Source organism: Plantactinospora sp. A48 (genome assembly GCF_055793945.1).
In genome coordinates, this window is the sequence record NZ_JBTIXF010000010.1 from 34,911 (window position 1) to 48,910 (window position 14,000).

Sequence of the window (14,000 nt, forward strand, 5' to 3'; positions counted from 1 at the left end):
TCCTTTCATCTGGTCGCGCGTTCGATGGCGGTCTGCACGGCGCCGACGCGGTCGGCGAGCAGGCCCAGCGCGCCGACGGCCCGGTCCACCGGATCGTCGCCGGCCCCACCCAGCGCGCGGGCCCGCTGGTACCCGGCCCTCACCTCGGTCCACCGGCGGGCCTGCTCGGGCGTGAGCCGACCGCGTAACTCGGCCAGCTTGAGCAGGTTGGCCTCGGCGCCGGCCGCCAGGGTCTGTGCCTCGCCCAGGTAGTGGTCGTCGATCACCGCCGCCAGCTCCTCGTCGTCCATCACCGGGACGATCTTTTCGGCCAGCTTGTTCATGTTCCGGTACGACCCCTGGAGCTGGAACGGCGGCTCGGTGCGGGACGCCTCCGCCTGCCCGGCCGAGGCGATGTACGCCCGGTTGACCGCCAGCACGGTCTCGCGGACCCGCACCATCTTCCGCAGCACCGCGAGGATCTGGTCGAGTTCCACCGCCGGGTACGGGTGGCTGAGCCGGTCCGGCCGGACGGAGTCGTCACCCCGGGCCAGCGCGAGCAGCAACTCCAGGTCGCCCCGGTCCCGACCGGCCAGCGGCGCGAGCACCGGGTTGGCGGTGAGCGCGTTCTCCAGGTAGCTGAGCGCGAACACCTCCTCGCGGCCGGAGAGCACGTCGCCGAGGTTCCACACGTCCGCCCGGTTGGCCAGCATGTCGGGCACCCGGAACCGCTGCCCCGACTCGGTGTACGGGTTGCCGGCCATGCACACGGCGAACCGCTTGCCGCGCAGGTCGTACGTGCGGGTGCGCCCGTCCCAGACCCCCTCCATCCGGCGCTGTGCGTCGCAGAGCGAGACGAACTTCTGCAACAGCTCCGGCGAGGTGTGCTGGATGTCGTCGAGATAGAGCAGGACGTTGCTGCCCATCTCCAGCGCGAGCGAGATCTTCTCGACCTCCTGCCGGGCGGTGGCGTTCGGCGCCTCGGCCGGGTCCACCGAGGTGACACCGGAGCCGAGCGACGGACCGTTGACCTTCACGAAGACCAGGCCGAGTCGGCTGGCGACGTACTCCATCAGGGTGGTCTTGCCGTAGCCCGGCGGCGAGATCAGCAGCAGCAGGCCGGACCGGTCGACCCGATCTGTGTCGCCGGCCGCGCCGAGTTGCCGGGCCAGGTTGTCGCCGATCAGTGGCAGGTACACCTCGTCGAGCAGCCGGTTGCGGACGAACGCGCTGAGCACCTTCGGCTGGTACTCGGGCAGCCGCAGCCGGTCCCGTTCGGCCGCCACCAGCTCGTTGCGGCGCCGCTGGTACGCCCGGTACGCCGGGACCCGTTCGGTCCGGAACCGCCGGGTCCGGTCCAGCGTCTCGTCCAGCCGGACGGTCAACCGGCCACCGGAGATCCGGGGGTGCGTGCCGAGCAGTCCGTCAACCGTCTCGGTCAGCGCCGCCGCCGAGTCGTGCCGGGGCAGCTCGGCGCCGCACAGTTCGAGGGCCACCGCCTCCGGCAGGTCGGCGGCGGTGAACGGTACCGCCGCGCCGGCCGCCGGGCCGGAGCCGCCCGCTGGCCCTGACCCGCCGCCGGCTCCCGCACCGGCCGTGGGAACGGTGCGGGCGAGGAACCCGCCGAACCACGCGGTCACCAACTGGTGCCGGGCCGCGAGGTCGGTCAGCCCGCGCAGGTCGTCGTCGAACTCCTTGGCGGCCGGGGCCTGCGGACCGCCGAGGGCCTGCCGGAACCGGTCCACCAGGGCCCGTGCCCCGGCACTGGTGACGAACCGGACCGGCGCCGCCGCCAACTCCTCGACGAGGTACTCAGCCGCCTGCCGCTCACCCCCGGTGCCGGGCCCCGTGAGGTGGTTCTCCCGGCGGAACGTCCCGACCGCCTCGGCCAGCTCGGTCCGCAGCTCGTCGATGGCGTCCGGGCCCACCGGCGGTCGGCCGAACCGGGAGCGCGCCCGGGCCAGCGAGGCTGCCCGCATCGTCCAACCGGTCCGGGCCGGCTCGTCGGTGCCGTACCGCCAGAACAGCTGCGCGACCGCCCGGTCGGCCGGCCGGTACCGCAGCAACCCGGCGCCGGCACGCAACCGCAACAACGCACCGAGCAGCGCCGCCGCGTCGTGGTCGTGGACGCCCCGCTCGTAGCCCTCGTCGTACCGGGTCTCGGCGATAACCCGGACCAGCTCGCGGAGCCGGTCCGGGTCGGCCGCGGCCTCGTACAGCGCGTCGCACGTCGGGCCGGGACCGCCGGATTCCGCCTCGGCCAGGATCGAGCTGGCCAGGTACTCCGCCCGGGACACCTCGGCGGACTCCGAGACGAGCGGCTGGGTCCAGAGGTCGCGGTCAGCACCGAGGGCGCCACCCGGAACGGCCCGCCGGTAGTCGGTGCCGGTGACGGCCACCATCGGCCGACCGTCCTGCGGCACCAGCGTCACGTCGATCGGCTGGCTGTTCACCGCGAACCGGTGCCGGCCCAGCCGGATCGTGGCGCCCCCGTCGGCGTACAGGTCGAGCCGGTCCCGCAGGGCCCGCCCGGCCTCCTGGCGCGCGGCCCGGAGCCGGCCGTCCAGCTCGGCCGCCCGGACCGGGTCGCCGAGGGTACGCAGTTCCTCGACCACCGACCGCAGCTTCGTGATCATCGGGTCGCCCGCGAAGTAGGTGTTCACCTCGTCGACCGAGCCCAGCCCGACGAGCCGCCGATGCACGCTGACCAGGATCCGCTCGGCCGAGGAGACGATCCGGTCGGCCCGCCGGGCGCGCTCGTCCAGCAGCGCCTGCTTTCGGGCCGAGAACGCCTCGTAGATGTCGGTACGCCGGGTGGCCAGCTCGGTGAGGAAATCGTCGAACTCACCGAACCGGGACTCCAGGTCCTCCACCCGCAGCAGCAGCCGGCCGAGCTGCTCGTCGCACCGCTCGGCGGTGTCGGCCGCGGCCAGCGCCCCGGTGACAGCCTGGCCGAGCAGCGCGAACTCGGCGGCGAAGCCGGCTCGGCCCTCGACCGCGAGCAACTCCCGGCGGCGGGCGTCCAGCACCGCCCGGGCCCGGTTCACCCCGCCCAGCACCTCGGCCACCCGGGCCAGGATGCCGGTCCGCACGGCCGCGTCGGCGATGTCGAGCGCGCCGACGACCTCGGTGAGGGTCTGCAACCCGTCGGTGTGTTCGGTCAGCCGGTCCCGGATCGGTTCGGCCTCGGCCGCCGCGCTCAGCCGCTGCGCCCGGGTGGTCAGCTCGGCCACCTCGGACCGGTACGCCGTGAAGGCGTCGTCGCGGCCGAGGAACTCCACCGCGCGCCGCCCGGCCGTGTCGATCTCCCCGGTCAGCCGCCCGGCCAGCTCGTCGACCCGGGCGAGGTCGACGTACCGCAGATCACGCAGGGTCACCAGACGGCCCTGCGCCTGGCGCAGCGCGGCGAGTTGGCGTACCCACTCGTCGGCGGTGAGCGGCGCGGCGCCGGCGACCCGACGGGCCAGCGCGGCGATCTCCTCGGCGGTCGCGTCCACCTGCCCGGCGGCGTGCGCGGTCAGCGACTGGACCGCCTCGAACTCGTCCAGCACCTGCTGGGCGGTGGCCCGCACCTCGGCCAGCGGCTCGGCGAGGTTGCCGAACTCGGCGTCGGCGAGCCAGTGGTAGTGGTCGAAGATCCGGGTGCAGGCCGCGATCAGCGTCTCGAAGACCGCGGTGGCCGGGGTGGTCTCGGACACCAGCCGGGTCACCGACAGGCAGTCGGAGATGCCCCGCACCAGGTCCGCGTTGCCGACCCGCTCCAGCGGTCCGGTGCCGACCGGTTGGGCCGCGGCGTACGCGTCGGACAGGTACGGCGTGCGCCAGATCTGCATCGGGTGTACCCGGGTCGGTTCCGCCGACGTGGCCCGGAACACCACCAGGGTGCCGTCGGGGAACAGCGAGTAGCCGTGCCCGACGATGGGCGTGCTGACCTCCTTGCGGATCACGTTGTACGGCAGCAGCAGCGACCGGCCCTCGGCGCGGGCGTGGAAGACGTACAGCACGTCCTCCCCATTTCCGGACCGGATGACCCGCTCGAACTCCAGGTCGGTGGTGTCCGCGTCGAAGGTCCGGCTCACGCCGGTGGCCAGGTGGTAGCCGCCCGGGAAGATGATCCCGTGGTCCTCCGGCAGCCGCTGGCAGGCCATCCCGATGCCGTCCAGCCGGACCACGTCGGCGGTGAGCGTGTTGAACACGAGATAACGCCAGGCGGTCTCCCGGTACGGTCGCAGCCGCAGCAGGATCAGCGGGCCGACCAGCGCGTACTCGATGTCGGCGTCGGCGAGGCTCTGCAACGGCTCGTCCACCGGCTCGCTGTACACGCCCTCGCCGGTCTCGGTGTTGTTCTCCACCTTGACCGTGAGGGTGCCGCCGACCGTCTCGACGAACACCTTGCCCTGGATCGACACGTGCGGGTGCCGGCCGAGGACGTGGTCCTCGCGGGTGGTGGCGATCCATACGAAGTCGTGCCCGGGCGGGAAGATGTGTTCCCGTTCGCCCCGGTTGTCGAGATAGTCGGGGATACCGTCGGTGCCGACGGTCCAGCGCAGCACCCGGATGTCGTCGGTGCGCTCGCCGGTCTGGAAGACCGCCAGCAGCCGGCCGTCGAGCCGGCGCAGTTGCAGCAGTCGGGTCTGCCGGTAGTAGCGGTACAGCTCGGCGAAGTCGCGCTCGAACTGCGGGTGGCGCAGCAGGCCGGGCAGTTCGTCGGCGTCCACGTCGTCGAACCGGAACGCCTCGGCCGTACCCTCCGGGTCGCCGCCGGTCCCGGTCGCGACACCGGCACCGGCGGCGCCCGCCGAGCCCTCGTCGGATGCCGCCGGCTTCGGTTCCCGGACGAACCGGTGCAGCGAGAAGACGTCGTCGACCTCGGTCTCGGGCTTCAGTCCGATGAAGACGTTGTAGCCGAACAGCATGAGGCCGCCCACCGGCACGATGTCCCGGGGTACGCAGTTGTGCCGGGTCCGGATCCGTTCGGTGCCCAGCAACCGCAGCTCGGTGCCGCCGAACAGTGCGGTCCGCTCGGCGTTCAGCCGCTCGGCCCGCCGAGCCAGTTCGGCAGCCCGGTCGGCGAGCCGATTCCGCAACACCTCGTAACTGCCCGCGTCCACCCCGGACGCGTCGGCGGATCCCACCGGACCGGGTACGCCGGCGGATCCCGCCGGACCGGGTACGCCGGCGGATCCCGCCGGACCGGGTACGCCGGCGGATCCCGCCGGACCGGCCTGGGCGGCTGGTCCGGCGGTGGGCGCGGTTTCCGGAGCCGTCACCGGCGCACGTCCGCAGCCGGTGCCGGCTGGACCGCGCCGGTCAGCGCGGCCATCGGGGCGTCCGCGACGCCGAGCTTGCGGGCGGCGTCGAGCAGTTCGCGCAGCTTGCCGGCCTCGGCGCCGCCGGTCTTGATCTGCTGGAGCAGGAACGCCGACAGGGTGAGGTTCTGCACGTCGGCGCTGTTGAACGAGCCGAGGATCCGGGTCAGGTCGTCGGTGAACGACCTCTTCCCGTCCAGCCACGGTCCGGCCAGGGTACGGGCGGTGTCGGAGTGGTTGAGGAAGCCGTCCACGCTCTTGCCCAGGCTGATCGAGCCGAGCAGCTTGTCGAAGAAGACGCTGTCCCCGCCCACGATGTCGATGTTGGCCTTGGCCAGGCCGGCGGAGACCACGCTGGCCTGCGCCTCGGCCACCTGCCGCTGCACGTCGATGCCGGCCAGCCGGACCTCCTTCTCCAGCTCCAGCCGCAGCCGGTACTCCTCGTGTTCGCGGGTCGCATCGTCCAGCGCCGCCATCGCGGCCGCCTTCTCGGTCAGACCCTCGGCCTCGCCCTTCAGCTTCTCGCGTACCGCGTCGGCCGCGACCAGCGCACGCTCCCGTTCCACCGTGGCCTCGGCCCGACCGACCTTCTCGATCGCCTCGGCGCTGCGCTCCTTGACCTGCACCTCGGCCAGCCCCGCCGCGGCGGCCTCGGCCTGCGCCCCCTCGGCCAGCCGGATCTTGGCCCGGGCGTCCAGTTCGGCCGCCTGCTGCCGGGCCTCGGCCAGCACCAGTTCCTCGCGGGCCTTGAACTTCGCGGCGGCCTCGGCGGCCTCGGCGGCCTTGATGTCCTTGACCAGGTGCTCCTGCGCCTCGGCCTCGGCCTGGATGACGACGGCCTGGCGGGTCCGCTCGGCCTCCTCGACCACCCGCAGCCGCTTGATGTTCTCCTCCTGCTCGGCCACGGTCTTCTCCACCGCGATGCGCTCCCGGACCACCTCGGCGATGGCCCGCTTCTCGGCCTCCACCTCCTTGTCCTTGGAGATCGTGGACAGCTCGGTCTCCCGCTGCCGGCCGATCACCTCGAGCATGCGGTCCTTCTCGATCCGCTCGGCCTCGATGGCGATGACCCGTTCCCGGTTCTTCTCGGCCACGGCGATCTCCCGGGCCCGGTTCTCGTTCTGGATGCCCAACTGCTCGTCGGTACGGATGTTCGCGGCCTCGGCCCGCAGCCGCTCCTCGGCGCGTACCCGGCTGATCTCGGCCTCCTCACGGGCCCGGACCGTCTCGATCTCGCGGCGCTGCTTGGCCTCGGCGTCCGCCTGCCGGCGTTCGAGTTCCAGGATGGCCTCCCGGGCGTCGACGTTCTGCCGGGTGATCTCCTTCTGCTCGTTGCGCTGGAACTCGTTGGTCCGCACGTGCTCGATCGCGGTCAACTCCGTGATCTTGCGAATGCCCTGGGCGTCCAGGATGTTGCCCGGGTCCAGCCGGGCCATCGGGGTCTGCTCCAGGAAGTCAATGGCGGCGTCCTCGAGGCTGTACCCGTTCAGGTCCGTGCCGATGACCCGGATGATCTGGTCCCGGAACTCGTCCCGCTTGGTGTAGAGGTCCACGAAGTCGAGTTGCTTACCCACCGTCTTGAGCGCCTCGGAGAACTTGGCGTTGAACAACTCCTGGAGGGTGTTCTGGTCGCTCGCCCGGGCGGTACCGATCGCCTGGGCCACCTTGATGACGTCTTCGACGGTCTTGTTGACCCGGACGAAGAACGTGATCCGGATGTCCGCCCGGATGTTGTCCCGGCAGATCAGACCCTCCTGGCCGGTCCGGGCGATCTCGATGGTCTTCACCGAGATGTCCATCACCTCGGCCTTGTGCAGGACCGGCAGCACAACCGCGCCGGTGAACGTGACATCGACCCGGCGCACCTTCGAGACGATCAGGGCCTTGCCCTGCTCGACCTTGCGGAACAGGCGGCTGACCAGGATGGCCAGGCAGATCAGGATGAGTAGGACGACGGCCAGCAGGATGCCGAGGCCGGTGGTGATGACGTCCATGATGGTGGCGCGGCGGGCGGCAGGCGCCCGGGATTTCCGCGCACTCCTCCCTTCGAATCATTTTGGGCAGCGCGGGTCGGGATGTTTCCGGTTTGGAGTACGCGGTCCGGGACGTTCGTGCGTCGGGGTCACGACCGCCGGGTCCTGATGGCCTACATCGGGGACCGGAGCGAGGGATCGATCACCGGTTCGGCGGGCATCACGAGAAAGAACTCGCCCACCTCGTCATAGTCGTAGATCAGCGCGGGGCTGCCGGCACCGAGCGGTTCGGCCCCGGGTTGTCGCACCTGGACGACTGCGCTGGATCCGTCGGCGGCGGTCACCTCGGCCTGGCCGAAGTCCGCGGTCACCCGACCGGTCCGGATCACGCAGAGCCGGCCGACGAAGGCCAGGCGACGATCCGTCGAACCGGCCAGGAACAGCCGGCGCAGCGGCACCACCGCCACCCGGCAGACCAGCCAGGCCGCGCAGAGCGCCAGCAGCAGGACCACGAGGCCGAGTCCGAAGCGCGGGCCGGCGCCGAGGGCGGCCCGGTCCAGCGGTACGTCGGCAACCAGGCAACCGAACCAGGTGAGGGCGATGAACAGCGAGAGGACCACGCTGGTGGGCGGACCGTTCAGGCCCACCGCGGCCAGCCCACCGGCCAGGCCGTGACCGGCGTCCTCCCCGCCAGCGCCCCCGTCCCCACCGGCACCGCCATCCGCGCCGGCACCGCCATCCGCGTCGCCCAGATCGAGCACACCGGTCAACACCAGCAGCCAGTAGCCGATGACGGTCACCAGGAGGAACGTGGAGAGTACGGTCGGGAATTCGAGGACCGCGCCGAGGAACCCGCCCATGGCCCGTCCCTCCCCGCCGACCGGCAATGCTCGCCGTCGATTCCGGCTCGCTCGTCAAAACGATGGTGGCAGGCCAGGTCAAGGCGTGAGGGTCATCGACCGACTGATCCTCCGCTCAACCCGCTGACCCGAACCAGTCACCCTCACCGACCCGAACCGGTCACCCTCGCCGACCCGATCCGCTCAACCCGCTGGCTCGAACCGGTCGCCCTCCGGTCCAGACACGGCCCGCAGGCCGCGAGGCGGGTCGAGGGTCAGCCGGGCAGCGTGATCCGGCCCTCGGCGGCGGCCAGTGCGATGTCCCGCCGGTACTGGGCGCCGGGCAGTTCGATCCCGTCGATCAGCGCGTACGCACCGTCCCGGGCAGCCACCAGGCCGGTTGCGACAGCCGTACAGGCCAGCACCCGACCGCCAGCGGAGACCAGGCTGCCGTCGGCGGAGCGGGCGGTGCCGGCGTGGATGACGCCGGGCCGGTCCGCACCGGTGATCGGGTCCCCCGTGCGAGGCGTACCGGGATAACCGTCCGCGGCGACGACCACCGTGACGGCCGCTCCGGGCCGCCAGTGCAGCGGCGGGTGCGCGGCCAGCGTGCCGGTGGCCGCCGCGTGCAACAGGCCGGCCAGCGGCGTGTCGAGCAGCGCCAGCACCGCCTGGGTCTCCGGATCGCCGAACCGCGCGTTGAACTCGATCACCTTGGGGCCGGCCGCCGTGAGCGCGAGCCCCACGTAGAGCAGGCCGGTGAACGGGGTGCCCCGGCGGCGCAACTCGGCCAGGGTCGGCCCGACCACCCGGTCCAGCACGTCGTCGACCAGCCCGGCGGGCGCCCAGGACAGCGGCGCGTACGCCCCCATGCCGCCGGTGTTCGGGCCGGTGTCGCCGTCGCCGATCCGCTTGAAGTCCTGGGCCGGCAGCAACGGCACAGCAGCCGTGCCGTCCGTGACCACGAAGAGCGACACCTCAGGGCCGGCGAGGTGTTCCTCGATCACCACCCGGCCACACTCGGCGGCGTGCCGCTCGGCGATCTCCCGATCGTCGGTCACCACCACGCCCTTGCCGGCGGCCAGGCCGTCGTCCTTCACCACGTACGGCGTGCCGAACTCGTCCAGTGCGGCGGCCACCTCGGCGGCGTCGGAGCAGGTACGCGCGCGGGCCGTGGGCACTCCGGCCGCCGTCATGATCTCCTTGGCGAACGTCTTGGAGCCCTCGATGGCGGCCGCCGCGGCACTCGGGCCGAACACCGCGATGCCCTTGGCACGTACCGCATCCGCCACGCCGGCCACCAGCGGCGCCTCGGGGCCGATCACCACGAGATCGACGCCGGTCTCCACCGCCAGCGCGGCGACCGCTGCCGGATCGGTTGGCCGCACCTCGCGCAACTGCGCGACGGCGGCGATACCGGGGTTGCCGGGGGCCGCGATCAGCTGTTCGACGGCCGGGTCAGCGGCCAGGCCCAGGGCCAGGGCGTGCTCCCGCCCACCCCCGCCGAGAAGAAGTACCCGCACAACCCCGCATCCTACGGCCCCACCCACCCCCACCCCCCACTCCACCACCCACCCATCCCACCCCCTGAACCCCACCCCTCCCCCTTCCCCCCACCCCCTCCCCCCACCCCGTTGATCATGAAGTTAGCTGCCAGTTTGATCTCCGAATTGACCGCTAACTTCATGATCAATCGCGGCCCGTACCGCGTGTAGCGCGGCCATCGACCTCATCGCCGGGGGTAGCGCGGGGCGACCGACAGGGCTTGTCGCACCACGTACGGGATGTAGTCCGGCCGGAGGGTGTCCGCCCAGGTGAATCGGAGGATTGTCCAGCCGGCGTTGACGATCCGGTTCTGCCGGCGACGGTCGGCGAAGATCGCGTCCGGTGTCCCGTGTGGGCCACGACCGTCCGCCTCGGCGATCAACCGGGCGGCACGCCAGGCCAGGTCACCCACTCCCAGCAGGTAACCGTCGTTGTCGCGTACGTCCAACTGGAGGACGTCCGGTGGCACGGCACCGTCGACACAGCGCAACCGGACCCGGGTCTCCAGCGGTGACTGCGCGCGGCCGTCCGCCTCGGCGATGTGTCTCCGAGCCGCCACGACTCCACGCCGGCCGCGTAGGCGCACGAGCATCGAAGGGAGTTCCTCCGGACGGAGCAGGCACCGGTTGAGTGCCGAGTCCAGGACCGCGACCGCCTGGTACCGCGGCAACCGAAGCGCGAGTTCGGCGACGGTGCGCGAAGCGGTGGTGACCGGCAACCCGGCGACCACGGTCAGATCGTCCGACTCATGTTCGAGCTGGTGTACCACTATCGCCCGATCCCGGATCCGGGATGGCCGGGCTGCCCGGGCCGGCAGCGCGAGATGGACCTGTTCCGTCTCCGGTAGCCCGGCGAGGCCGTGCAGTTCCGCGGCGGTCGACAGTACGGCGTGCGCCGGGGAACCGAACGAGACCAGCGCGGCGCGGATCCGCTGCCGCCGAGCCTCCGTGACAGCGCCGGACCGATCGCTGCCGTCACGAGGAAAGGGCAGATAGACGGCTCGGGCCATGGCGCGCCATCGGCCCGCACCAACCAGGTGATCGATCTCGTGACGGCTGAACCCCGCCCGCACCGCCTGGTCGCGGGTGACCAACCCGTCCTGAGCCAAGGCCAGCCGGCGCAGGATCCCCGTACGTTCCATCGCCGCAACATTGGACGCTGCCGCCGATCACGTCGAGAACCCCCTGTGGATAACCCCCACCCCCTGTGGATAACTCAGCCCGCGCGACACGACCGAGCCTGGTTGATCATGAAGTTACCGGTCGATTGAGAGATCAAACTGGCAGCTAACTTCATGATCAACCGGGAGGGGTGGGAGGGAGGGAGGGAGGGAGGGAGGGAGGGAGGGAGGGAGGGAGGGGGGAAGGAAGGGGTTAGAGGAGGGGGTGGCGGATTATGTTTTCGTCGCGGCCGGGGCCGACGCCGAGCATGCTGATCCGGGCGCCGGAGAGTTGCTCGATCCGCTCGACGTAGCGGCGGGCGTTGAGTGGCAGTTCAGCCCAGTCACGGGCCTTGGAGATGTCCTCCCACCAGCCGTCCAGTTCCTCGTACACCGGCTTGGCGTGGTGGAAGTCGGTCTGGGTCATGGGCATGTCGTCGACCCGCTCGCCGAAGATCTCGTACCCGACGCAGATCGGCACCTTGTCCAGCCCGGTGAGCACGTCCAGCTTGGTCACCACCAGATCGGTGACGCCGTTGAGCCGGCAGGAGTACCGGGCCACCACCGCGTCGAACCAGCCGCACCGCCGCTCCCGGCCGGTGGTGGTGCCGTACTCGTTGCCGATCTTGCGCAGGTGCTGGCCGTTCGCGTCGAACAACTCGGTGGGGAACGGACCGGCGCCCACCCGGGTGGTGTAGGCCTTGCTCACCGCGATCACCCGGTCGATCGCGGTCGGCGGGATGCCCGCGCCCACGCACGCCCCGCCGGCCGTCGGGTTCGACGAGGTGACGAAGGGGTACGTGCCGTGGTCCATGTCCAGCATGGTCGCCTGGGCGCCCTCCAGCAGCACGTTCTCGCCCCGGTCCAGCGCGTCCCAGAGCATCGCCCGGGTCTCGGCGATGTACGGCCGCAGCCGGGCCGCGTACTCCAGATATTCCTCGGTCACCGCGTCGACGTCGATCGCCTTGCGGTTGTAGACCTTGAACAGCGTCTGGTTCTTCTCCCGCAGCACGAGGTCGAGCTTCTTGCGCAGGATGCCGGGGTCCAGCAGGTCCTGGACCCGGATGCCCATCCGGGCGACCTTGTCGCCGTACGCGGGGCCGATACCCCGACCGGTGGTGCCGATCCGGGACGACCCGAGGTAGCGCTCGACCACCCGGTCCAGTGCCCGGTGGTGCGGCATGATCAGGTGCGCGTCGCCGGAGATGCGCAGCCGGGAGACGTCGACGCCCCGGGCCGCGAGGCCGTCGATCTCCTCCAGCAGCACCTTGGGATCGACCACCACGCCGTTGCCGATCACGATCTTCGCGCTCGGGGAGAGCGCGCCCGAGGGCATCAGGTGCAGGGCGTACTTCTCGCCGTCCGGCGTCACCACGGTGTGGCCGGCATTGTTGCCGCCCGAGTAGCGGACGACGTAGTGGACCCGGTCGCCGAGCAGGTCGGTAACCTTGCCCTTGCCCTCGTCGCCCCACTGCGCCCCGATGAGCACGATCGCTGGCATCGTGAAACCCGCCTCCAAGGGGCTCGGGTGCCCAGGTGGCGACCGCGCGGCAAGCCCGGTCAGTCAGGTTAACAACTAGTCATGGTCCGAGCCGCAGCGGCCGGACCAAGGAGGCAGGAGGCCCGCGGCCGTGTACGACGTGGTGTTGCTCACCCTCGACTCCGAACGTCCGGACTCGGCGGGCTGCGGCGGCGACTCCTGCTGCGGGGCGGCTGCCGGCGAGGCCGGCGACCGGTGTGCGGACACGCCGCGCGTACCCGTGTTGACCTGCGCGGACGCGCTCACCGCGGCCGGCGCGCGGGTGACCACCGTGACCGCCCGGTCGGACGCGGAGATCGACGCGGTGCTGACCCGGCTGGACGGGCCGCCCCGCCCGGACGGGCTCACCTGGCCCGACGAGGACGCCAAGACCCGACTGATCGTCGCGACAGCCAGTGACGGTCAGTTACGCACCGTGCTGCGCCGGATGGTTCGCCGGTACGCCCCACCGCCCAGCCGCCGGCCCGCCGACCTGGCCGAGAACCGCACCCTTCCGGACCTGCCGCCCATCGGACTGCTTCCGCTCGACCCGGCGGGCGGGTCCGGCTCGACCCCGACCGACCTGATCGGGCAGCTGGGTCTGCCCCGGAGCCCGGCGGCGGTGGCCGAGGCGGTGCTGGCCGACCGGGTACGCCGGCTCGACCTGCTCCGCAACGACGGCGGTTCGGTCACCCTCGACGGGGTTCTGGTGGGCGGCGCGGACGAGCACGGCGCACCCCGGCCGTGGCGGGGCCGGGTCGAGGTGGACGACGCCGTGCTATCCGCCGGGGACGAGCCGATGCTCGCCTGCGTGGTCGGCAACGCGGGCGGATACGCCGAGGTCGAGGGGATCCCGCTGCTGTCCGCCGCGGACCCCACGGACGGCCTGATCGAGGTGGCCGTGGTGCTGCCGGTCGTCGCCCGCGCCCGCTGGTCCCGGCGTCGGCGGGTACGCCTGGAGGTACGCCGGGCCCGAGGCCGGGCGGTGGGTGTCAACCCGCGTACCGAGACGGTGTCCTTCCTGGACGACGGCGTCGCCGGCGAGCTGACCCGGAAGCGGTCCTGGTGGATCGAGCCCGGTGCCTGGGCCGTTTACGACCCGGGTCCAACCGGGTAGCCGGGCGGGCGGAACCGGCCGGTCGATGTCGATCGGTGGACCCGGTCGATCGTGATCCGACCGGGACTGCCGGACGGGCATATCCTCGGCATGGGAGATGGGGGAGGTATCCGTGGCGCACGACGACAGGGTGTACGTGCCGGGCCAGGGCGGATCGGATCCGCGACGCGCCGGCGAGCCGTTCTGGCCGCCGGAGGAGGAGACCGATCCGGAGGCCTGGGACGCCCACCGCGGTTCGTCACCACCGCCGGTCGAGACCGGACCGCCGAACCCGCCGCTCGCCGGCCCGCAGTCGGTGCCCTCCTGGCTCCAGCAGGGTCCCCAGGGGGTGCCGGCACATCCCGGGGCACCACCGGGTCCGCCGGGCGGCGAAGCGGATCCCGGGGCGACCTGGTCCACCACTCAACCGCTGCCGCCGTGGGTGGCCGGTCAGACCGTCGACCCGGTCTCCGGTGCGTCCGTGCCGGCGGTGCCGGGACCGCCACCCGGAATCGGCTCCGGAGCGCCGTCGGCCATGCCGGGACCGTCCGCCCAACCCGGACCCGGAGTCGTACCGGCCG

Annotated in this window: 7 protein-coding genes; 1 reads left to right on the top strand and 6 read right to left on the bottom strand. The window is 72.0% G+C overall.

Features of this window, described 5'->3' with window-relative positions; genetic code table 11:
• Positions 1-5: 5 nt before the first annotated feature.
• From ACXN5W_RS07805 to ACXN5W_RS07830, 6 genes are all read right to left on the bottom strand, one after another.
• Complete coding sequence (locus ACXN5W_RS07805) at positions 6-5,249, bottom strand: DNA repair ATPase (protein ID WP_473157489.1); 5,244 nt, start codon at positions 5,247-5,249, stop codon at positions 6-8.
• On the bottom strand, positions 5,246-7,282 hold the full coding sequence (locus ACXN5W_RS07810) for a flotillin family protein (RefSeq protein ID WP_473157490.1): 2,037 nt from the start codon (positions 7,280-7,282) through the stop codon (positions 5,246-5,248). The genes ACXN5W_RS07805 and ACXN5W_RS07810 overlap by 4 nt, the downstream gene beginning before the upstream one ends.
• 152 nt (positions 7,283-7,434) lie before the next feature.
• Positions 7,435-8,121, bottom strand: a complete 687-nt coding sequence (locus ACXN5W_RS07815; protein WP_473157491.1) for a hypothetical protein — start codon at positions 8,119-8,121, stop codon at positions 7,435-7,437.
• 254 nt (positions 8,122-8,375) lie between these two features.
• Positions 8,376-9,623, bottom strand: a complete 1,248-nt coding sequence (purD, locus tag ACXN5W_RS07820) for a phosphoribosylamine--glycine ligase (RefSeq protein ID WP_473157492.1) — start codon at positions 9,621-9,623, stop codon at positions 8,376-8,378.
• A gap of 206 nt (positions 9,624-9,829) precedes the next feature.
• Complete coding sequence (locus ACXN5W_RS07825; protein ID WP_473157493.1) at positions 9,830-10,786, bottom strand: hypothetical protein; 957 nt, start codon at positions 10,784-10,786, stop codon at positions 9,830-9,832.
• A 232-nt stretch (positions 10,787-11,018) separates the two neighbouring features.
• On the bottom strand, positions 11,019-12,305 hold the full coding sequence (locus ACXN5W_RS07830; protein ID WP_473157494.1) for an adenylosuccinate synthase: 1,287 nt from the start codon (positions 12,303-12,305) through the stop codon (positions 11,019-11,021).
• Between the two features lie 130 nt (positions 12,306-12,435).
• On the opposite strand from ACXN5W_RS07830, the gene ACXN5W_RS07835 reads away from it, so the two are divergent.
• Positions 12,436-13,440 (top strand): diacylglycerol kinase family protein, encoded by a 1,005-nt coding sequence (locus tag ACXN5W_RS07835; protein ID WP_473157495.1) that lies wholly within the window; start codon positions 12,436-12,438, stop codon positions 13,438-13,440.
• Positions 13,441-14,000: the final 560 nt, after the last annotated feature.

Coding starts and splice junctions, on each gene's coding strand:
- ACXN5W_RS07810 (WP_473157490.1), bottom strand. CDS start 7,282: ATGGACGTCATCACCACCGGCCTCGGCATCCTGCTGGCCGTCGTCCTA.
- ACXN5W_RS07815 (WP_473157491.1), bottom strand. CDS start 8,121: ATGGGCGGGTTCCTCGGCGCGGTCCTCGAATTCCCGACCGTACTCTCC.
- ACXN5W_RS07825 (WP_473157493.1), bottom strand. CDS start 10,786: ATGGAACGTACGGGGATCCTGCGCCGGCTGGCCTTGGCTCAGGACGGG.
- ACXN5W_RS07830 (WP_473157494.1), bottom strand. CDS start 12,305: ATGCCAGCGATCGTGCTCATCGGGGCGCAGTGGGGCGACGAGGGCAAG.